At 66.4% G+C, this 20,179-nt stretch carries 21 protein-coding genes, 1 tRNA gene and 1 riboswitch; of the genes, 11 read left to right on the forward strand and 11 right to left on the reverse strand.

The genetic code is table 11. From position 1 onward, the window contains the following. Positions 1 to 256 precede the first annotated feature (256 nt). The 3 genes from ACFFJ6_RS00810 (at position 257) to ACFFJ6_RS00820 (ending at position 3,642) form a co-directional block, all read left to right on the forward strand. Positions 257 to 1,468: an aspartate aminotransferase family protein gene (locus tag ACFFJ6_RS00810; protein ID WP_378383355.1), complete on the forward strand. Its 1,212-nt coding sequence runs from the start codon at positions 257 to 259 to the stop codon at positions 1,466 to 1,468. After that, entirely contained in the window at positions 1,468 to 2,400 is a 933-nt protein-coding gene (gene argF / locus ACFFJ6_RS00815; protein WP_378383357.1) for an ornithine carbamoyltransferase, read from the forward strand. The genes ACFFJ6_RS00810 and argF overlap by 1 nt, the downstream gene beginning before the upstream one ends. A gap of 243 nt (positions 2,401 to 2,643) precedes the next feature. After that, the gene (locus tag ACFFJ6_RS00820) at positions 2,644 to 3,642 is read left to right on the forward strand and encodes an Hsp33 family molecular chaperone (protein WP_378383359.1); all 999 of its coding nucleotides are present in this window, start codon (positions 2,644 to 2,646) and stop codon (positions 3,640 to 3,642) included. A 104-nt stretch (positions 3,643 to 3,746) separates the two neighbouring features. Here ACFFJ6_RS00820 and apaG read toward each other — a convergent pair whose 3' ends face one another. Further along, positions 3,747 to 4,139 carry a Co2+/Mg2+ efflux facilitator ApaG/CorD gene (gene apaG, locus ACFFJ6_RS00825; protein ID WP_238733171.1) on the reverse strand — a complete coding sequence of 131 codons (393 nt, stop codon included), beginning with the start codon at positions 4,137 to 4,139 and terminating at the stop codon, positions 3,747 to 3,749. A 315-nt stretch (positions 4,140 to 4,454) separates the two neighbouring features. Here apaG and ACFFJ6_RS00830 point away from each other — a divergent pair, with 315 nt between their 5' ends. From ACFFJ6_RS00830 to ACFFJ6_RS00840, 3 genes are read left to right on the forward strand one after another with little or no spacing between them, the layout of a single operon-like run. Continuing rightward, positions 4,455 to 5,723: an OpgC domain-containing protein gene (locus ACFFJ6_RS00830; protein ID WP_378383362.1), complete on the forward strand. Its 1,269-nt coding sequence runs from the start codon at positions 4,455 to 4,457 to the stop codon at positions 5,721 to 5,723. 50 nt (positions 5,724 to 5,773) lie between these two features. After that, the gene (locus tag ACFFJ6_RS00835) at positions 5,774 to 6,523 is read left to right on the forward strand and encodes an SGNH/GDSL hydrolase family protein (RefSeq protein ID WP_378383364.1); all 750 of its coding nucleotides are present in this window, start codon (positions 5,774 to 5,776) and stop codon (positions 6,521 to 6,523) included. Further along, positions 6,524 to 7,480, forward strand: a complete 957-nt coding sequence (locus tag ACFFJ6_RS00840) for an SGNH/GDSL hydrolase family protein (protein WP_378383366.1) — start codon at positions 6,524 to 6,526, stop codon at positions 7,478 to 7,480. A gap of 13 nt (positions 7,481 to 7,493) precedes the next feature. On the opposite strand, the gene ACFFJ6_RS00845 is transcribed toward ACFFJ6_RS00840, so the two are convergent. Continuing rightward, the gene (locus ACFFJ6_RS00845; RefSeq protein ID WP_378383368.1) at positions 7,494 to 8,141 is read right to left on the reverse strand and encodes a L,D-transpeptidase; all 648 of its coding nucleotides are present in this window, start codon (positions 8,139 to 8,141) and stop codon (positions 7,494 to 7,496) included. A 436-nt stretch (positions 8,142 to 8,577) separates the two neighbouring features. After that, on the reverse strand, positions 8,578 to 9,804 hold the full coding sequence (locus ACFFJ6_RS00850; protein WP_378383370.1) for an O-succinylhomoserine sulfhydrylase: 1,227 nt from the start codon (positions 9,802 to 9,804) through the stop codon (positions 8,578 to 8,580). A 75-nt stretch (positions 9,805 to 9,879) separates the two neighbouring features. Beyond that, positions 9,880 to 9,959: riboswitch (SAM riboswitch) on the reverse strand. A 104-nt stretch (positions 9,960 to 10,063) separates the two neighbouring features. Here ACFFJ6_RS00850 and ACFFJ6_RS00855 point away from each other — a divergent pair. Together ACFFJ6_RS00855 and ACFFJ6_RS00860 are read left to right on the forward strand one after the other, a co-directional pair. Next, entirely contained in the window at positions 10,064 to 11,170 is a 1,107-nt protein-coding gene (locus tag ACFFJ6_RS00855) for a 2'-deoxycytidine 5'-triphosphate deaminase (RefSeq protein WP_378383372.1), read from the forward strand. A 99-nt stretch (positions 11,171 to 11,269) separates the two neighbouring features. Continuing rightward, entirely contained in the window at positions 11,270 to 12,361 is a 1,092-nt protein-coding gene (locus ACFFJ6_RS00860) for a hypothetical protein (protein ID WP_378383374.1), read from the forward strand. Here ACFFJ6_RS00860 and ACFFJ6_RS00865 read toward each other — a convergent pair. The 3 genes from ACFFJ6_RS00865 to ACFFJ6_RS00875 all read right to left on the reverse strand — a co-directional run bounded on the left by ACFFJ6_RS00865 (position 12,333) and on the right by ACFFJ6_RS00875 (position 14,756). Next, entirely contained in the window at positions 12,333 to 12,695 is a 363-nt protein-coding gene (locus tag ACFFJ6_RS00865; protein WP_378383376.1) for a nucleotidyltransferase family protein, read from the reverse strand. The genes ACFFJ6_RS00860 and ACFFJ6_RS00865 overlap by 29 nt on opposite strands. A gap of 17 nt (positions 12,696 to 12,712) precedes the next feature. After that, positions 12,713 to 13,333, reverse strand: coding sequence for a Uma2 family endonuclease (locus ACFFJ6_RS00870; protein WP_378383378.1), 621 nt, complete (start codon positions 13,331 to 13,333; stop codon positions 12,713 to 12,715). 79 nt (positions 13,334 to 13,412) lie between these two features. Then, complete coding sequence (locus ACFFJ6_RS00875) at positions 13,413 to 14,756, reverse strand: PQQ-dependent sugar dehydrogenase (protein WP_378383380.1); 1,344 nt, start codon at positions 14,754 to 14,756, stop codon at positions 13,413 to 13,415. 145 nt (positions 14,757 to 14,901) lie between these two features. On the opposite strand from ACFFJ6_RS00875, the gene ACFFJ6_RS00880 reads away from it, so the two are divergent. Next, entirely contained in the window at positions 14,902 to 15,942 is a 1,041-nt protein-coding gene (locus ACFFJ6_RS00880; protein WP_378383382.1) for a hypothetical protein, read from the forward strand. Positions 15,943 to 16,055: 113 nt separating this feature from the next. Next, positions 16,056 to 17,504 (forward strand): MATE family efflux transporter, encoded by a 1,449-nt coding sequence (locus ACFFJ6_RS00885; protein WP_378383384.1) that lies wholly within the window; start codon positions 16,056 to 16,058, stop codon positions 17,502 to 17,504. A 30-nt stretch (positions 17,505 to 17,534) separates the two neighbouring features. On the opposite strand, the gene ACFFJ6_RS00890 is transcribed toward ACFFJ6_RS00885, so the two are convergent. Continuing rightward, positions 17,535 to 18,113 carry a methylated-DNA--[protein]-cysteine S-methyltransferase gene (locus tag ACFFJ6_RS00890; RefSeq protein WP_378383386.1) on the reverse strand — a complete coding sequence of 193 codons (579 nt, stop codon included), beginning with the start codon at positions 18,111 to 18,113 and terminating at the stop codon, positions 17,535 to 17,537. Positions 18,114 to 18,325: 212 nt separating this feature from the next. Here ACFFJ6_RS00890 and ACFFJ6_RS00895 point away from each other — a divergent pair. Next, a tRNA-Gly gene (locus tag ACFFJ6_RS00895) sits at positions 18,326 to 18,399 on the forward strand. 17 nt (positions 18,400 to 18,416) lie between these two features. Here ACFFJ6_RS00895 and ACFFJ6_RS00900 read toward each other — a convergent pair. From ACFFJ6_RS00900 to ACFFJ6_RS00915, 4 genes are read right to left on the reverse strand one after another with little or no spacing between them, the layout of a single operon-like run. Continuing rightward, a complete protein-coding gene (locus ACFFJ6_RS00900; RefSeq protein ID WP_378383388.1) occupies positions 18,417 to 18,641 on the reverse strand; it encodes a hypothetical protein in 225 nt (74 codons plus the stop codon). After that, the gene (locus tag ACFFJ6_RS00905) at positions 18,638 to 19,045 is read right to left on the reverse strand and encodes a DUF4440 domain-containing protein (protein ID WP_378383391.1); all 408 of its coding nucleotides are present in this window, start codon (positions 19,043 to 19,045) and stop codon (positions 18,638 to 18,640) included. Before ACFFJ6_RS00905 ends, ACFFJ6_RS00900 begins: the two co-directional genes overlap by 4 nt. Before the next feature lie 36 nt (positions 19,046 to 19,081). Continuing rightward, positions 19,082 to 19,648: a nuclear transport factor 2 family protein gene (locus ACFFJ6_RS00910; protein WP_378383393.1), complete on the reverse strand. Its 567-nt coding sequence runs from the start codon at positions 19,646 to 19,648 to the stop codon at positions 19,082 to 19,084. Positions 19,649 to 19,661: 13 nt separating this feature from the next. Beyond that, a complete protein-coding gene (locus ACFFJ6_RS00915) occupies positions 19,662 to 20,177 on the reverse strand; it encodes a flavin reductase (protein WP_378383396.1) in 516 nt (171 codons plus the stop codon). Positions 20,178 to 20,179: the final 2 nt, after the last annotated feature.

Consider the following 20,179-nt stretch of genomic DNA (forward strand, 5'->3'; position numbering starts at 1 on the left):
GCCGTGACTCACGCGCAAGAGTCAGACCTGGTGCGTCCACACCTTCTCATCAAGTGAGTCATAACCGTCACAGCGGCGATGTTGCGGCAGCCCCGACGCAGGTCGTTGAAAGCCCCGGTTGACAGGCACTTCAGCGCACCTAGAATGTCCCTACGTGCCGCCTGGAAAGGCGGCACGTTTCGTTTTCGGGGTACGTTGGCCCGTGACCGCGTCGCAAGCGGCCGGCCGGCGGCCCGCTTTTCCGATTGGATCGGCCATGTCGAGCGCAGCTTCTACGTCCCATCTTTTGCCGGTATTCGCCAGGGCGGACGTCGCCTTCGAGCGCGGCGAGGGCGTCTGGCTGCACGGCGCCGACGGCGAGCGCTATCTCGACTTCACCAGCGGTGTCGCGGTCAATTCGCTCGGCCATTGCCACCCGCATCTGGTCGAGGCGCTGCAGCAGCAGGCGACGAAGCTGTGGCACATGTCGAACCTGTTCAAGAGCCCGGACGGCGAGCGGCTGGCGGCGCGGCTGTGCGAACAGAGCTTCGCCGACAAGGTGTTCTTCGCCAATTCGGGCGCCGAGGCGATGGAATGCGCGCTGAAGATGGCGCGGCACTATCACTTCTCGAAAGGCGCGCCGGAGCGCACCCGCATCATCACCTTCGAGGGCGCGTTCCATGGCCGCACGCTCGGCACGCTCGCGGCGACCGGCTCGGCCAAGTATCTCGAAGGCTATGGCGAGCCGCTGAGCGGCTTCGACCAGGTGCCGCTCGGCGACATCGAAGCGGTGAAGAAGGCGATCGGCCCGCACACCGCCGCCATCCTGATCGAGCCGCTGCAAGGCGAGGGCGGCGTGCGCTCGCCCGAGACCGCGTTCTTCCGCGCGCTGCGCGAGCTGTGCGATCAGCACGGCCTGCTGCTGATTTTCGACGAGGTGCAGACCGGCATGGGCCGCACCGGCGAGCTGTTCGCCTACAAGCGGATCGGCGTCACGCCGGACCTGATGTCGCTCGCCAAGGCGCTCGGCGGCGGCTTCCCGATCGGCGCGTGCCTGGCGACCGCCGAGGCGGCAACCGGCATGGCGCCGGGCTCGCACGGCTCGACCTTCGGCGGCAATCCGCTGGCGGTGGCGTCCGCCAATGCGGTGCTCGACGTGATGCTGAAGCCCGGCTTCTTCGACCACGTCAAGAAGATCTCGGTGCTGCTGAAGCAGAAGCTCGCCGGCGTGGTCGATCGCTTTCCGCAGGTGCTGAGCGAAGTGCGCGGCGAGGGGCTGCTGATCGGCCTCAAGGCCGTGGTGCCGTCGCCCGATCTGGTCGCCGCGCTGCGCGATCAGAAGCTGCTCACCGTCGGCGCCGGCGACAATGTCGTCCGCCTGCTGCCGCCGCTGATCGTCAGCGAGGCCGAGATCGAAGAGGCGGTGACGCGGCTGGAGCGGGCCTGCACGGTGCTGAGCGGACAGGCCGCGCAGCGGGAGGCGGTGTGATGAGCAAGCTCCCGACTCCGCGGCATTTCCTCGACCTCACCGAGGTGCCGACCTCCGAACTGCGCAACATGCTGGCCGCATCGGTGTCGATGAAGGCCAAGCGCAAGGCTGGCAGCCTCGACGACAAGCCGCTCGCCGGCAAGACGCTGGCGATGATCTTCGACAAGCCCTCGACCCGCACGCGGGTGTCGTTCGACGTCGGCATGCGCCAGCTCGGCGGCGAGTCGATCATGCTGACCGGGCAGGAGATGCAGCTCGGCCGCGGCGAGACCATCGCCGACACCGCGCGGGTGCTGTCGCGCTTCGTCGACATCATCATGATCCGCATCCTCAATCACGACGCGCTGCTCGAGCTCGCCGCCAACGCCACCGTGCCGGTGATCAACGGCCTGACGCGCAAGTCGCATCCCTGCCAGGTGATGGCCGACGTGATGACGTTCGAGGAGCACCGCGGCTCGATCAAGGGCGCGACCGTGGCCTGGACCGGCGACGACAACAACGTGCTGGCGTCGTTCGCGCACGCCGCGCAGCGCTTCGACTTCAAGCTCAACGTCGCCACCCCGCCGCAGCTCGCGCCCAACAAGGCGCTGCGCGATTGGATCAAGTCCAGCGGCGCGGCGATCACCATCGGGACCGATCCGGAAGAGGCAGTGCGCGGCGCCGACTGCGTCGTCACCGACACCTGGGTGTCGATGGGCGACAAGGACGGCGAGCACCGCCACAATCTGCTGAAGCCCTATCAGGTCAACGCCAAGCTGATGTCGCTCGCCCACAAGGACGCGATCTTCATGCACTGCCTGCCGGCGCATCGCGGCGAGGAGGTCACCGACGAGGTGATCGACGGCCCGCAATCGGTAGTGTTCGACGAAGCCGAAAACCGCCTGCACGCGCAAAAGGGCATTCTGGCCTGGTGCCTCGGCGCGGTGGCGTAGTTACTTTCTTCCCATGTGAGCGAAGCGGCCACGGTGCCCCCCCTTGCGGGGGGCGGCCGAGCGAAGCGGAGGCCGGGGTGGGGGTACCCCGAGCACTGAGTGTGGGGCTCCCCACTCGACCGGCCTTACGGCCGGCCACCCTCCCCGCAGGGGGGGGGGACTAGCCTGCTCCGCGGCAACGCAGCCATTCACCCTTCAGCTCAGCCCTTCCGATCCCCGTCTCCCGCCCCCAGATAAGCGCCCATGACCTCACAGACCCCTGATCCCAATACCCCCGAAACGCCCGTCCGCGCGCCGTCGGCCGTTCCGATCGACGACAGCGTGCTGCCGTTCGAAGTCGGCCCGCTCGACCTGCGCGGCCGGCTGACTCGGCTCGGCCCGGCGCTCGACGAGCTGCTGGAAAAGCACGCCTATCCGACGCCGGTGGCCAAGCTGCTCGGCGAGGCGATCGTGCTGGCGACGCTGCTCGGCTCGGCGCTGAAGTTCGACGGCCGCTTCATCCTGCAGACCCAGACCGACGGGCCGGTGTCGCTGCTGATCGTCGATTTCCAGGCGCCCGACCGGCTGCGCGCCTATGCGCGGTTCGACGAGAGCCGGCTGGAGCCGGGGCTCGATTCCGGTGCGTTGCTCGGCAAGGGCCATCTGGCGATGACCATCGACCAAGGCCCCGACATGAGCCGCTACCAGGGCCTGGTCGCGCTCGATGGCGGCGGTCTGGAAGAAGCCGCGCACGAATACTTCCTGCGCTCCGAGCAGATCCCCACCCGAGTGCGGCTCGCGGTCGGCGAGGAATGGCGTGGCGGCGAGGGCGGTCGGCACCACTGGCGCGCCGGCGGCATGCTGCTGCAGTTTCTGCCCAAGGCGCCGGAGCGCGCCCGGCAGGCCGATCTCGATCCGGGCGATGCGCCCGAAGGCGCCGCGGTCCATGCCGTGCCGGAGGACGACGCGTGGGTCGAAGGCCAGTCGCTGATCGGCACCGTGGAGGACATCGAGCTGATCGACCCGGCGCTGTCCGGCGAGCGGCTGCTGTACCGCCTGTTCCATGAGCGCGGCGTCCGCGTCTTCTCCTCGCTGCCGCTGCGCGCGCAATGCTCGTGCTCGCGCGATGCCGTCTCCGGCATGCTGTCCCGCTTCTCCCCGCAGGACCGCGCCGACATGGTCAAGGACGACAAGGTCGTCGTGACCTGCGAGTTTTGCAGCTCGGTGTACGAATTCACGCCGCAGGAAGCCGGCGTCGAGTAGTTCAGACGCGTGGGGTGGGTAAGCGAAGCGTGCCCACCGATTGCAGACGAGGCCGCTGATGGACGTGGGCACGGCGCGATGCGCCTTTGCCCACCTCCGGCGCCTCAGTTCAGCGTCCGCTTCCCTTCCGGACTGTCCAGCGAGAACGCCGGGACGTCGATTTCGAAGCGTTCGCCGGTTTCGCTTTCCATCTGGTAGCGGCCGGCCATGAAGCCGGAGGCGGTGGGGAGGGGGACGCCGCTGGTGTATTCGAAGCGCTCGCCGGGCGCGAGCACCGGCTGTTCGCCGACCACGCCCTCGCCGCGGACCTCCTGGGTCCGGCCGGAGGCGTCGGTGATCACCCAATGCCGGGTGCGCAGTTGCACGGTCTCGTCGCCCGAATTGGTTATCACGACGGTGTAGGACCAGAAGAACTGCCGGTTCTCGGCGGAGGACCGTTCGGGCAGGTAGTTCGGCTCGACGGTCACCTCGATCTGACGGGTTACGGCGCGGTACATGGACGTTGTTCCAGCTTGCAGTGCAATCATATCGCAAAACCCCGCTTTGAAACCAGCCGCTCGGAACGATTTTCAGTCTACGCACAGTGACGAGCCGTGGTTTCAACATAGTTGCGGCTTAGTTCCGCGGCGACGCCGGGTCGCACCGACGGTCTGCACCAGACCGGGCATTGTGCCGTGGCGCCCGCGACGCGGTCGCTGCGGCGGATGTCGGGAGGCCGGAAGGTCGCCGTGCTCGGCTGCAAAATCTCGCCTGTGCTCACACAGGCTGGTATATCAGCGTCACGGCGCGATGCCGCGCCTGCCCGGAGCCCCATGACTCCCGTCGCCTCATCCGTTGCCGAACCGGTTGCCGCCACGCCGCCCGCGGAGATTTCCCCGCCGACGGAAGCTGCGCCGCCGCCGGCTCCTCCACCCAAGCCCGCGATCCGCAAGACGGTGCCGAAGCGCGAACTGCGGCTCGACTTGTTCCGCGGGCTCGCGCTGTGGCTGATCTTCATCGATCACCTGCCGGCGAACGTGCTGACCTGGCTGACGATCCGCAATTACGGCTTCTCGGACGCCACCGAGATCTTCATCTTCATCTCCGGCTACACCGCGGCCTTCGTGTACGGTCGGGCGATGCGCGACCAGGGCTTCGTGGTGGCGTCGGCACGCATCATGAAGCGGGTCTGGCAGATCTACGTCGCCCACGTCTTCCTGTTCACGATCTTCCTGGCCGAGATCTCCTACGTCGCCACCAGCTTCCAGAACCCGCTCTACACCGAGGAAATGGGCATTCTGGACTTCCTGAAGCAGCCCGACGTGACCATCGTGCAGGCACTGCTGCTGCGCTTCCGTCCGGTCAACATGGACGTGCTGCCGCTGTACATCGTGCTGATGTTCTTCCTGCCGGCGATCCTCTGGATCACCCGCCGCTCGCCCGACATCGCGCTGGCGCTGGCGACCGCGCTGTACGCCGCGACCTGGCAGTTCGATCTGCATCTCACTGCCTATCCAAGTGGCGTATGGGCGTTCAATCCTTACGCATGGCAGCTGCTGTTCGTGTTCGGCGTCTGGTGCGCGATGGGCGGGGCGCAACGACTTTCGCGGGTGCTCGCATCGCCCATCACCCTATGGATGTCGGTCGCCTATCTGCTGGCGGCGTTCTTCGTCACGCTGACCTGGCATATGCCGCAGCTGTTCCACATCCTGCCGAAGTGGCTCGAGCAGTGGATGTACCCGATCGACAAGCCCAATCTCGATGTGCTGCGCTTCGCGCATTTCCTGGCGCTGGCGGCCATCACGGTGCGCTTCCTGCACCGTGACTGGCGCGGCCTGAACTCGATCTGGCTGCGGCCTCTGATCCTGTGTGGTCAGCACTCGCTGGAGATTTTCTGCATCGGCATCTTCCTTGCTTTCGCAGGCTACTTCGTGCTGGCGGAGGTCTCGGGCGGCGCCGTTATGCATTTCTTCGTCAGCCTAACGGGTATCATTGTGATGTCGGCCGCGGCCTGGCTTTTTTCGTGGTACAAGAACGAGGTGGCCAAGGGCGGCACCCCGAAGGGGAACCCGGACGCCGACCTCGCGGGAGGCGATGCATGATGGCCGGGAGCATGGCCAGCTGGAGACAGAGGCGAGGCCGGTTGGTCGCAATGGCGGCCGCCTTGAGTCTGGCGCTGCTGGCCGGGCCTGCCGCCGAGGCGGCGCCCGAAGTCGCGTCGGTCGGCTGCGAAGCTCCGGCCTATCTGCTCGCCACCGACCTGACGCTCAACCGGGTCGTCGCCTCGCTCAGGAACGACCGCAAGCTCGACGTCCTGGTGATCGGCAGCCGCTCCTCCACCATCAATTCGGCGGAAAACACCGGCTATCCGGCGCGGCTGCAGACTCTGCTGCGGGACAAGCTGCCGGGCATCAACGTCAACGTCACGCTCGAAATGCGGATGAAACGGACGGCCGCGGAGGTCGCGTCCGGGATCGGCCAGCTCGTCACCGAGCGCAAGCCGTCGCTGGTGATCTGGCAGACCGGCACCTACGATGCGATCCGCTCGATCGACCCGGACGATTTCCGCAGCGCTCTCAGCGAAGGCATCGAGGCGTCGCAGAAGGCCGGGGCGGACGTCATTCTGATGAATCTCCAATACAGTCCCCGCACCGAGACCATGATCAATCCCACGCCGTATTTGGACAATATGCGGGTGGTGGCGCAGGAGCACGACGTTCCGCTGTTCGACCGCTTCGCCTTGATGCGGCACTGGAACGAGACCGGCGAATTCGATCTGTTCAGCCCTGCGCCGGGCATCGATCTCGCGATGCGGGTTCACGGGTGCCTTGCACGTGCGCTGTCGACCTTCGTGCTCGACGCGACGCATATCAATCCGTCGGAGCTGAGGACGCTGCGTTAAATGAGGAGTCGAGGTTGCGCGAAATTCGTTGCCCGAACCGGGGCGGCGGCGCTGGTGTTCGGTGTTCTCGTGTCCGGTGCCTTCGCCCAGGCCGCTCAGACCTCGCCTGATCCTGCCGCTGCCGCAGCCGAGGCGGCTCCGGACCAGGGCGCGCCCTCCGGGCAGAAGGGCATGGCCGGCACGGCGATCGACCGGGTCAAGCAGGCCGCCAAACAGGCCGGCGATATTCTCACCCGGGTCCCGTGCCTGGCGCCGAAGGGCACCAGCCGGAAGATGGGCTCGCTGCCCCATGTCGCCCGCAAGCTGATCGACGGTCAGCCGGTGGTGATCGTGGCGTTTGGCTCGTCCTCGACCCAGGGCTACGGCTCGACCTCGCCGGCCCACAACTATCCGAACCGGCTGGCCGCGCGGCTACGCCGGCAATATCCGACGGCCGACATCACCGTGATCAACAGCGGCAAGGGCGGCGAGGATGCGCCCGAGATGATGGCGCGGCTGAAGAGCACGGTGCTGGATGCCAAGCCGGATCTGGTGATCTGGCAGGTCGGCACCAACGCCATCCTGCGCAATCTCGATCCGGTCGAGACCGGCAAGCTGGTCGAGGAAGGCATCAGCGCCATCCAGGCGGCGAACTCCGACGTGGTGCTGGTCGATCCGCAATACGCGCCGCGCGTCAACGAGCGCGGCGAGAGCGCCGGCAAGATGATCAAGGCGCTCGATCGACTCGCCGAGCTGCGCCGCGTCGGCATCTTCCCGCGCTTCGAGGTGATGAAGGACTGGCACGAGCGTCAGGCGCTGCCGTTCGACAATTTCGTCATCGCCGACGGGCTGCACATGAACGACTGGGGCTACGCCTGCTTCGCGCAACTGCTCGGCGACGACATCATCCGCTCGGTCGGCCAGATCAAGCTCGGCGTCACCGTGCCGGCGGACGTGCGCGCCTATCGGCCGATGTGAGCCGGCTCCGCGCTCAGCGCACCACGACCCGCGCGCCGGTCGGCACCCGCTCGTAGAGATCGACGACGTCCTGATTGAGCATCCGGATGCAGCCGGACGACACCGCTTCGCCGATCGTCCACGGCTCGGTGGTGCCGTGGATGCGGAACATCGTGTCCTTGCCGTTGCGATACAGGTACAGCGCACGCGGGCCGAGCGGATTGTTGACGCCGCCCGACATGCCGCCGGCGAGCTTGCCATAACGCTCCGGTTCGCGCGCAATCATGTTGGCCGTCGGAGCCCAGTTGGGCCACTCGGCCTTGCGTCCGACCTCGGCGGTGCCGGTGAAGGCGAGGCCGGCCTTGCCGACGCCGACGCCGTAACGCAGCGCCTTGCCGCCATCCATCACCAGATAGAGAAACCGCTTGCGCGGCTCGACCACGACGGTTCCGGGGCGCTCGCTGCCGGCGTAGTCGACGACCTGGCGCACATAGGCCGGGTTGAGATCGCTGGGCTCGATGCCGTCGATCGGAAATTTGTCGGTTTCGATCGCGGCATAACGCGCCGCCACCGCCGGGCTGACCAGCGACGGCGTGACGCCGATCGGCGAGCTGGAATCGGTGACGCAGCCGCCGAGCGCGAGCGCGGCGACAGCGAGGACAAGCAGGGCGGGAAATTTCATCGGAACAATCGAATTTCGCTAACTTCGCTTGATGACGAGCGCGCCTCGACCATCACCTTGTCGCAGGTGCGGCGTCGGCGCGGCCGTAACCTGTCGGACGCGTCGCGCTGCGTCGTCACCGACGCAGCCAACAGGTGATAGCATTGCGCGCCGTCAGCGCGACGCTTCGCATCTGCGGCATGTCGACGCCCGCGAGTTCCATGATGTGCTGAAGTTCCGCAACTACCAGACCTGGCCGAACATGCGGCCATCGATCTGGAACGACAACATCGCCACGTCATGCCAGCGCTCGTCGCGGGGCATTCACGTCTTTCGGCGATGATGCGCGAAAGGGCGTGGATGGCCGGGACCAGCCCGGCCATGACGGCGACGATAGCGGAACTACACGATGTCAGACATCGTCGGGTCGCTGCGACCGTCGATCAGATGCGCGGGCTTACGCCTTGTCGAGCGCCGTGAGCAGGTCTTCGATCAGATCGTCCTTGTGCTCCAGTCCGGCCGACAGCCGGATGAAGCCTTCGCTGATGCCGAGTTCGGCGCGGGCTTCGGGCTTGAGGCGCTGATGCGTGGTCGTCGCCGGATGGGTGACGAGGCTCTTGGCGTCGCCGAGATTGTTGCTGATCTTCACCAGCTTCAGCGCGTTGAGGAAGCGGAACGCCTCGGCCTTGCCGCCCTTCACCTCGAAGCCGACCAGCGTCGAGCCGGCGCCCATCTGCTTCTTCACCGTCGCCGCCTGCGGATGGTCGGCGCGGCCGGGATAGACCAGGCGCGGCACCTTGGGATGCCCGGCCAGCGCCTCGGCGATCGCCGCGGCGTTCTCGGTCTGCTGCCGGACGCGGACGCTCAACGTTTCGAGGCCCTTCAGCAGCACCCAGGCGTTGAACGGCGACAGCGACGGGCCGGTCTGCCGCAGATACATCTGGATGTGCTCTTCGATGAACGCCTGCGACGACAGCACCACGCCGCCGAGACAGCGGCCCTGGCCGTCGATGTGCTTGGTGGCGGAGTACACGACGACGTCGGCGCCGAGTTCGAGCGGGCTCTGCCAGATCGGCGTCGCGAACACGTTGTCGACCACCAGCCGCGCACCGGCCGCATGTGCGATCTCGGCGATCGCCCCGATGTCGAGCACGTCGAGCGTCGGGTTGGTCGGGCTTTCGAGAAAGAACGTCTTGGTGTTCGGCCGGACGGCGCGCTGCCACTGGTCGAGGTCGAGGCCGTCGACCAGCGTCGATTCGATGCCATAGCGCGGCAGCAGGTCCTCGACGACGTAGCGGCACGAGCCGAACATCGCCTTGGAGGCGACGACGTGATCGCCGGCGCGCAGCGGCGCCAGCATCGCGGCGGTGACGGCCGCCATGCCGGTGGCGGTCGAGCGCGCCGCCTCGGCGCCTTCGAATTCGGCCATCCGCTGCTCGAAGCTGAACACGGTCGGGTTGGAGAAGCGCGAATACTGGAAGCCGGCGTCGTCGCCGGTGAAGCGTGCCTCGCACTGCTCGGCGCTGTCGTAGACGAAGCCCTGAGTCAGGAATAGCGCCTCGGACGTCTCGCCATATTGCGAGCGAAGGCTGCCGGAATGCACCAGGCGGGTCTCGCGGCGGAAATGCGCGGTATCGGGAATGGCAATCGAAGGCTTCGCAGCCGGGGTGGTGGTGTCGGACATGTGGTCTCCCTTCGTGACCACGCCGGGCGGCGCGGGCACAAAAAAACCGGCCTGGGGATCAACCCTCGGGCCGGGAGCGCACTGTCCCCGGCCTGTTTAGCGACTTGTTTAACGTGGCTGCAAGCCGGCCGGCTCAAATCACCACGGGATAAGTCGGGCTCTTAATCCCGCGTGCCCTTCCCGTCAAGCCGGCCTTCGGATAACCGGTGAAATCCAGTATTTTCCGCGTCTGGCGGCCTGTCCCGCCGTGAGGATCGCCGTGCCGTTTGCGTTGCCGCCCGATGCCGTAGGAATCCTGCCCGACCGCATGATCGCGGCGATGGCGGAAGGCGGGCTGATCCTGCCGGAATACCCGTTCGTCGAAAGCCAGATCCAGCCGGCCAGCCTCGACCTGCGGCTCGGTCCGATCGCCTACCGGGTCCGCGCCAGCTTCCTGCCGGGGCCGGATTGCACGGTCGCCGAGCGGATCGACGAGCTGAAGCTGCACGAGATCGATCTGTCCGACGGCGCGGTGCTGGAGACCAACTGCGTCTACATCGTGCCGTTGCTGGAAAGCCTTGCGCTGCCGAAGAGCATCGTGGCGGCCGCCAATCCGAAGAGCTCGACCGGCCGGCTCGACGTCTTCACCCGCGTGATCGCCGACGGCACCCGCCGCTTCGACATGATCGGCGCCGGCTATCACGGTCCGCTTTACGCCGAAATCAGCCCGAAGACCTTCCCGGTGCTGCTGCGCGAGGGCTCGCGGCTGTCGCAGGTCCGCTTCCGTGTGGGGCAGGCGACGCTCGACGCCGACGAACTCGACGCGCTGCACGATGCCGAGCGACTGGTGGACAGTGACGACGCCGATCTCAATGGCGGCGTCGCGCTCAGCGTCGACCTGTCCGGCGCCAATGCCAACGGCTTCGTCGGCTACCGCGCCAAGCGCCACACCGGCGTGGTCGATATCGACCGCCGCGGCGGCTACGCGGTCGGCGAATTCTGGGAGCCGATCGCGGCGCGGCCGGACGGCACGCTGATCCTCGATCCCGGCGAGTTCTACATCCTGGCGTCGAAGGAAGCCGTTCAGGTGCCGCCGGACTACGCCGCCGAGATGGTGCCGTTCGATCCCTTGGTCGGCGAATTCCGCGTGCACTACGCCGGCTTCTTCGACCCCGGCTTCGGTTACGAGGGCGCCGGCGGCCTCGGCTCGCGCGCGGTGCTGGAAGTCCGCTCGCGCGAAGTGCCGTTCATCCTCGAGCACGGCCAGATCGTCGGCCGCCTGATCTATGAAAAGATGCTGTCGCGCCCCGACGCGATGTACGGCCAGCGCATCGGCTCGAACTATCAGGGCCAGAGCCTGAAGCTGAGCAAGCATTTCAAGGTGTAGCGGGGCTCCTAACGTTCCCATCAGGTGCAGGCTCCGTGTAGTCCGTCGGGTACATAGGTGGATACGGTTGGCCGTAACCGCAGGCCGTGAGAGGGAGACATGCCAGATATTCTGCGCGGCTTCTCTAACACAAATCTAGCTGAATTGACTGCTCCTTCGCTTGGTGGGCGATTGAGTGTGGTCGAAGATACGATCGGCCTCTGGCGAAACAGTCCGACGCAGCAGATCCTTGAGAGAATACAGCGCGATGAGCGCCAGTGGAACATGATATCTTCCTTGTCCTGGAGGGATGATTACCTTGCGCACCTTGGTGGATATGCGGCAGAAGCTCTGGCCAGTCGGTATGTTAATCCCATCGATTCAGCCGTCTGGCAAAACGCGTGCGGTGCTGCACAACTAGCGCAGTCTTGCGCCCTTCCCGAAGTGCTCGAACATTTTCGTACACGCGCCGAACTGCTGACATGGAAACTTTCGACTCTCCCTAGCCTCGATTGGATGCAAAGTCCCAGCCATCTCTCCGTTTTCAATGAGGTCTCCGCATTCTCGGATTTGGTGGCGCAGAGCGTTCGCGTCGATTCAACCTTGAGAAGCGCGATGACGCTCTTTTCCGGGACTTTGATTCCCGATTTCGGCGGTCTTGCGGGCTATCGGCAGTTTCTCGATGCTGCAGGCTTCACACTCTCACGATGGCCGCGGGTTCGTTTGCTAACCGCTGCTGAGAAGCGCCGCCGGTTCAAGCTTACTCTTCAGCAGAAAGCGGAAACGCCTCACCTGAAACGTGCCAAATCGATTGTGCATCGCTACGAGCTAATTTTACGAGAGATCATCGATTCTGCGATGGCCGAGACTTACGGTGAAGATTGGGCGATGTCACGCCTAACAGTTTGTGGGTGCCGCGATCTGCTGGGTAAATGGCAAAACCGCGGAGGAGAGATATTGGATCATGCCGACTACGCTCATTATGAACGCATAATGAGCCATCCGGAGCATTTCTCGGCGGTATTTGAGGCAGCGTTCGATGATCGTGATGCATTGGCTGAACTCATTCGGCGCGCCGGACAATTGCGGGCTCGTTCGCACCACCCTGGTCATCCATTCACGATGGAGGACCTTCGTGATCTGCGGCTGACTTGGCGGTCTATTGAAACGGGACTGCTTGCTCTCACACCGGACTTCGATATCGATATCTAGCGTGTAACGGGATTCCTTCGTGCGCGATCTGATAACTGATGCTGCTCGGGTCGTTCTTCGCGGCTTCAAACCGGCTTCGTCTTAACGGAACGATCTGGATCGTCAGGCCGAGATCCGCGACCTGCGCCCACAGTGTGGCCGGTGTGAAGACGCCGGCCGGAATGTCGTCTCGAAGGATAACGCAAAGATCGAAGTCGCTGTCTTCGGTGAAGTCGCCGCGCGCGCGGCTTCCGAACAAGACAATCTGTTCGACCGGCGCAGAAGCCACGAGGCGACGAACGGCTTCGCGAAGCCGCACTGCGTCCTCGATTTCGGCGACCGCGCTGCCTATCATCGACGTATAGCTCCTGGCTAAGTCCTGCGCTTGCGCGGTCGGAGCGGGGTGCCGTCGTAGAGGTCGCCGAGCGCGCATTGCACGCCGAACGCGGGGAGATGCAGTTCGGCTTCGCCACCGCTCAGCGTGGACGACTGCCAGTCGTTGCCGATCCTGAGGTCGACCTCTGCTTCGATGCGGTCCTGCCGCACGATCAAGACAGCCTCGCAAAGCGCGTGCGCGCGATAGATCCGCCGTTTGACGTCGATCCATGGCTCGCGCAGCTTCGGCACGCCGATCTCGTCGCTGATCGATACGATTTCCGCGAGCAGGTAGGCGCGATGCACGAAGCGCTGGCCTTCGTCGAAATCGGCATCGATCACCGCCACGTCGGGTTCGGGGCGATAGTTGCCAGAATCGAACTCGAGTCCGGGGCGTTGCACAGCGACCCACGGCTTGCTCATCTGTTCGAGTGCTGAGTTCAGCAGGCGTTCTAAGTTGGAGGCGATCCGATTGTGGACGAGCGTTGGCGGCGTCATCATCATCGGCACACCCGCCAGTAGCTCCCACCGCTCATGATCCGGCCGCCGCTCCTGAAAGGAGTGGAATTCGGCGCTCGACATCTCGCCAGAAATCGTTTCCGGAACCGCAATGCCCATGGTGCGTCAGGCCCGCGTGGGAGTTCAATTGCGCATAAGTCTAGGCTGATCGAGGCCCACCCGCAATGCGGGCGCCGCGCTACCGAGCCGCCTGCTCCCGCCCACTCGGCGTCACGCGCCAGACTGAGTTGCTGACGTCGTCGGCGACCAGCAGGCCGCCGCGTTTGTCGATCGCGACGCCGACCGGGCGGCCGAGGGCTTCGCCCTTGTCGTTCAGGAAGCCGGTGAGGATGTCGCGGGGCGGGCCGGAGGGTTGGCCGTCCTTGAACGGCACGTAGATCACCTTGTAGCCGGAATGCGGCTTGCGATTCCACGAGCCGTGCTGGCCGACAAAGGCGCCGCCCTTCATCTCGGCCGGAAACAGATCGCCGGTGTTGAAGGCGAGGCCGAGCGAGGCGGTGTGGTTGCCGAGCGCGTAGTCCGGCTTGATCGCCTTGGCGACGAGGTCCGGCCGCGGCGGCTTGATCCGCTCGTCGACGTTCTGACCGAAGTAACTGTAGGGCCATCCGTAGAAGCCGCCGTCCTGCACCGACGTCATGTAGTCCGGCACGAGGTCGCTGCCGATCTCGTCGCGTTCGTTGACCACCACCCACAGCTTGCCGGTCTGCGGCTCCCAGGCCGGCCCGTTGGGGTTGCGCAGGCCGGTGGCGAACAGCCGCGTTGCGCCGCTCTGGCGATCGACCTCGATCACCGCGGCGCGATTGACCTCCTGGTCCATGCCATGCTCGCCGACATTGCTGTTGGAGCCGGAGGTCGCATACAGCTTGCTGCCGTCCGGGCTCGCGATCAGGTCCTTTGTCCAGTGATGGTTGAGCGGGCCGGCCGGCAACTCGGCCAGCTTGGTGCCCGGCGTCGTGATGCGCGTGTCGCCCGGATTGTAGGTGAAGCGCATGATGCCGTCGGTGTTGGCGACGTAGAAGTCGGTGCCGACCAGCGCCATGCCGAATGGCGAGTTGAGGCCGTCGAGGAAGGTGGTGCGGACTTCCGCCACGCCATCGCCGTCGGCGTCGCGCAGCAGCGTGATGCGGTTGGCGCTCGGCGTGCGCGCGCCGGCACGGCCCATCACGTATTCGGCGACGATGCGCTTGATGCTCTTGCCCTGCTCGGGGCGCTCCGGCGCATTGGTCTCGGCGACCAGCACGTCGGCGTTCGGCAGCACATGCAGCGTGCGCGGATGGTCGAGGCCCTGGGCGAAGGCGGTCACCGCCATGCCCTCGGCGGGCTTCGGCTTGCCGCCCTCTGCGAAGCGCACCGCGGGGGCGATGTTCACCGTCGGCAACAGCTGGCTCTTCGGCTCCGGCAGTTTCGGCGACGGGCCGAAATCCTCGCCCTGGGCGATCTGGGTCTGGTCGCCGCAGGCTGCGAGCGGCAGCGTCACGGCGAGACACAAGGCAAGGCGGCTGATGGTGATGGGGCGGCGCATCAAGTCTCTCCACTCAGGAACCACGGAACGCCAATAGCGGAGCCAGGGTTGCGTTCGCCTAAAGGCCATGAAAAGTCTGTGAGGCGGCCTGCTGCGGTGACGCAGCGACAAAATGACAACCATGGCCGCGGGAACGGGAGACGGAATGTCCGATGCCGAACGCGAGGCGCAATGGCGCCGCTGGCGCAGCGTGGCCGATCTGTATCACGCCTGCTTCACCGGGCTGGTGCTGACGTTGGTGAGCCGGCGCGGCACGGCGGACGCCGCCGAATTCGTGTTCAGGGTGTTTCGCCGCCAGCAGCAGGAGCGCTTCGTTGCAGGCCTTGCCAAGCTCGGGATCGCGCATCTGCCGCCGGCGGTCGCGGCCGCGCAGTATCACTATCTGTCGAACTGGATCGGCGGCGTCCATGTCGAGTACATGCACGAGAGCGATCGCAAGGCGTGGATCCGCTATCCGCCGCCGCGCTGGATCTGGCGCGGCACCGCGATCTGCGGCGTGCCGGGCGAAGTCTCGAAGGCGATGCTGCGCGGCTGGCATGGCAACAACGGCATCGCGCTCGGCCATCCCAGCCTCGGCTTCGTCTGCACCAAGCAGAGCGTCGACGGCCAGGACGGGCTCGAAGGCTATTACTACGACTACGATCATCCGCTCGAGCCGGATCAGCGCGTAGTGTTCGCCCGGCATCTGGAAGCGCCGCTGTTCGATGCCGCGCAGGCGCCGGCGCTGCCGGTCGAGAGCTGGCCGCGGCCGCGGCTGGAGAAGGCCTATCGCAACTACGCGATGGAGTATGTTCGCACCGCCGCGCCGGTCGCCGTGCAGCTGTTCGGCCCGGTCGACGCTTCCTATCTGCTGCACCTCACCGGCAAGCTGATCGGCATGCAGTCGTATGACGATCTCGCGCCGGGCCTCGGCGAGACCGGCCGCGATGCCGCCGGCTTCGCGCGGCTGCTGCAGGCGCTGCTTGCGGCGCAGGACGACGCCGTCGATCTGCAAGGCACAGGCGGCGGCTTCGAACTGCGGCAAGACGGCTGGAAGCTGATGGACGGCGTCGCCGACGCGCACCCTGTCTGCGTCCGGATGCTGGAGGGGCTGGTCGAAGGCCTCGCGGCGGCGTGCGGGCGGCGGATCACGGTCGGGCTGGCGCAGCCGGAAGGCCCGTCGTCGCTGGTCTGGTCGGTGCGCTGAGCCGCCCTGAGCTTCGCGGCTTTCACCTATGCGTTGGGCGCGCTCGCTTTGCGGCGGATCGATGCTAGGAACGACGCAAGGCACGGCAGTCAGATCGGGCCCCGGAGGAAACGATGTCCGACGTCGCCGTCGCCGAATTGCCGCCCGTCGCGGCCGAGCCGCTGCTGCGGCCCGGCGCCGAGCCGCCGCCTCCGCCAAACAATCCGCTGCTCGACGACGCCATCCTGCCGACGCTGCTGCGGCTGGCCTGGCCCAATGTGCTGGCGCTGACCGCAGGCACCTGCGTGGTGGTGGCGGAGACGTCCTATATCGGCCGGCTCGGCACCGAGGCGCTGGCTGCGATGGCGCTGGTGTTTCCGTTCGTGATCCTGACCATGACGATGTCGGGCGGCGCGATGGGCGGCGGCGTCGCTTCGGCGATCGCCCGCGCGCTCGGCTCCGGCGATCAGGAGCGCGCCGCCCAACTGGCGATGCACGCGCTGCTGATCGGGCTGGGCTTCGGCGTCGTCTTCACGCTCGGCATGCTGATCTTCGGCGCGCGCGCGCTGGAACTGCTCGGCGGCCGCGGCAACGTGCTGGCGCAGGCGATCTCCTACGTCCATATCTTCTTCGCCGGCGCGGTGGTGCCGTGGCTGATGAACACGCTGGCGGCGATCCTGCGCGGCACCGGCAACATGAAGCTGCCGTCGCTGATGATCCTGAATTCTGCGGTGCTGCAGATCGTGCTCGGCGGCACGCTGGGCCTCGGCCTCGGCCCGATCCCGAGCTTCGGCATGCCGGGCGTCGCGGCCGGCACGCTGACGGCGTTCTCGACCAGCGTCGCGGTGATGGCCTGGTACATCTTCTCCGGTCGCGCCCGGGTGCAGCCCAGCTTCAGCGGGCTGCGGATCGAGCGCGGCATGTTCTTCGACATCCTCAAGGTCGGCGCGGTGGCGTGTTTCACGCCGCTGCAGTCGGTGCTGACGATCACCATCTTCACCCACATGCTGGCGCATTTCGGCACCGCGGTACTCGCCGGCTACGGCATCGGCGCGCGGCTCGAATTCATGCTGACCTCGATCGCGTTCGCGGTCGGCATCGCCTCGGTGCCGATGATCGGCATGGCGATCGGCGCCGGCCGCATCAAGCGTGCGCGGCGGATCGCCTGGACGGCGGCGCTGGTGTCGTTCCTGTCCGTCGGCGTGTTCGGCAGCGCGATCGCGATGTTCCCGCATCTGTGGGTCGATCTGTTCAGCAGCGACCCGGGCGTCAAGCTCGCCGGCGAGCGCTATCTGCAGGCGGCGGCGCCGTTCTACGCGTTCATCGGCCTGTCGATCTCGCTGTATTTCTCGGCCCAGGGCGCCGCCAAGGTGCTGGGTCCGGTGCTGGCGCAGACCGCGCGGCTGATCTTCGTGGTGATCGGCGGCTGGCTGCTGATGATCAACCACGGCAGCGCCGGCAATTTCTTCGCGCTGGCCGCCGCCTCGATGGTGCTGCTCGGGCTCGGCTGCGCGTTGAGCGTGCTGGTGACGCGCTGGGAGCCGAAGAAGGTGGCGGTGATGACGCCGCCGATGGTCGACTGAGGCGGAGCGCCGCAGTTCGCGGTGGCCGGATCAGAGATCGGGTTGCCGCGGCGCGGCGGTGAGCAGCACGTCGAACAGGCTCGGTCCGCCCGCCGCGATCGCGCCTTCCATCGCCAACAGCCGGCGCCGGGTGATGACGCCGCCATTGGCGGAGGTGCCGCTGGTGTCGCCGGCGATCTGCAGCGCGCGGTGGCACGGCACGATCAGCGCGAACGGATTGCGTCGGATGGCGTGGCCGACCGCATGCAGGGCGCCGGAGGAGCCGACCCGTTTGGCGAGATCGGCATGAGTCGCGGTCTCGCCGCGCGGAATGGCTCGGATCGCGTCATAGACCCGGCAATCGAACGCCGGAAGTCCGCCGAGGTCGAGCTGAACGTCGGAGAAATCCGCCGGCGCGCCTCGCAGGGCGGCGGCGACGCCGGCGAGCGCGCTGGTGACATCCGTTGATGGCCGGCTCTCGCGGGCGTCGGGACATTGCCGCAGCAGCCTGCGGCGGGTGTCGATCTCGCGGCTCTCGGCGAGCTGGACGGCGAGAACGCCGTCGTCGCCCCAAGCGATGCCGCATCGGCCCATCAATGTATCGAAGATCGTGTACGCAGCCCCACCCATGGCGCGACTATAGCAACGGCCTTCGGGAGCGCATCCGAAATCTTACCGAATTGTTAATTTCAGAATTTGCCGGCGCCGTTTGTGCTGTGCAAATCGGCGGGTAGGGGACGCGGCCGCGATCGGCGGATCGCGCCTCAGCCCCTTGGCGAAGGCCGCCGTCTCGGCTAATCAGAGGGACCGGCCGCGTCGCGGCCAGGTTTCGCGACCAGTGCGCGGGCGTAGTTCAATGGTAGAACGGCAGCTTCCCAAGCTGCATACGAGGGTTCGATTCCCTTCGCCCGCTCCAGCCGCTCTCGGTCGGCCCTATTCCGCCTCCGCATCCTTTAGAAAATCCGCCTCGAACATCCCGGTGGCGTGTTCGCCGCCGTCGTCGAGGCTTTCGATGCGGACCATGCGGCGGCCAAACGGGTCGTCCCATTGCTGGATGACCATCACTCGGAAGCCGTTATAGCGATAGGTCTTCCACATCTCGGCCTCGGCCATCGGAGATTCCTGCAGCTCTGTCGTGTCGGGCGTGACGGCGGTCACGGTGTGATCCAGGTCTCCTGCAGATGCCGCCACACCGGCGTCGGCCGGTCGTCGCGCTTGATCAACAGCGCGGTGGAGAGGCGGTCGGTGGTGCCGCTGTCCTGGATCTGGCGCTCGCGATAGGTGACCAGCGCCGTCCTGTCGTCCTGATAGCGCACCACGACCTCGCTGATCTCCATGATCAGCGTCGGCCGCGAGCCGCGCATCGCCGGCAGGCCGGCGGAGAATTGCGCGAACGGCAGCACCTTGCCGGCGGGGCTCACCATGTTGAAGCCGTCGTCGAAGCGGGCGCGGATCGCGGCCGGATCGTCGCTGCCCTCGGCGCGGAACCAGGCCTGCAGCAGGCGGTGCAACGCGTCGGCTTCGAGCGGCACGGCGTCGGCGAATGACAGAGTGGTGGTCATCAGGTGTCCTTCAATCGTCGAATGAGGCGTAATCGCTCAGGGCCGCATCAGCACGGATTTCTCCGGCACGCTTTCGGCCCAGCCCGCTTTGAGCGGCGCCACGAACAGGTTCTCGGTACGGGTGCGGGCGATCTTCCAGACGCCGTCCTGCTTGCGGAAGAGATTATTGAGCCGGCTGGAGCGTAGCAGCGACGAGCCGTCGCTGAAGATCCAGGGCTGGCAGTGCACCCACTGGCCATCGGCCTCGTCGCCGCGGACATGGATCTGTTCGGAGGTGAGATAGTGCACGTTGAGCGCCAGCGCCGGATCGCGCTTCTGTTCCCAGAACCCCTGGAAGTGCTTGCGGATCGCGTCCTTGCCGACGCTGCGGCCGAACTGATTGTCGTAGTAAGCGCCGACGCCTTCCCAGATCGCGTCCTCGGCGTACAGATCGACGATGCGCTCGATCCGCTCGGCGTCGTCCTCGACGCCGAATTCGGGGCAGGGCGTGTCGCACAGGAACATGTAGCGCGCCTGGATGCGGCGGATCTCCGCCTCGGCGGTCAGCGTCGCGACCTGGTCCTGGAGCGCCTGCACGGTGGCGGCGAGTTGGTCGATGGTCATGATGCGGGCCTCGTTACGAATGGCAGACGTCGTGCGCCGACGGCGCGATGTCGTGATAGGCGCGGTTGAAGTAGATCAGCCCCTCGGGATGCGCGCCGAGCGCGATCGCCTGCACGCGGCAGAAGAACACGCTGTGGGTGCCGACGTCCGTCACCTGGGCGATGCTGCAGTCGAGGCTGACGACCGCATCGGCGAGCGCCGGCGCGCCCGTATGCAGCACGCGCCATTCCGCGCCGGCGAAGCGCTCGTGCACCGGAATGCCGCCGCGGCCGAACAGATTGGATAGGTCCTGGTGCCGGCTCGCCAGCACGTTGACGCACAGCACGCCGTTGGCGGACAGCGCGGCGTGGACGTTGGAGGCGCGGTTGACGCAGACCAACAGCGTCGGCGGATCGTCGGTGACGCTGCACACCGCCGAGGCGGTCAGGCCGTGCAGCCCGGCCGGGCCATCGGTGGTGATGATGTTGACGGCTGCGCCCAGCCGGCTCATCGCCTCGCGAAACTCGCTGCGTTCGACCGTGGTCATCATCG

Origin of the sequence: Rhodopseudomonas telluris, assembly GCF_042432815.1 — a bacterium.
Classification (GTDB): domain Bacteria; phylum Pseudomonadota; class Alphaproteobacteria; order Rhizobiales; family Xanthobacteraceae; genus Rhodopseudomonas; species Rhodopseudomonas telluris.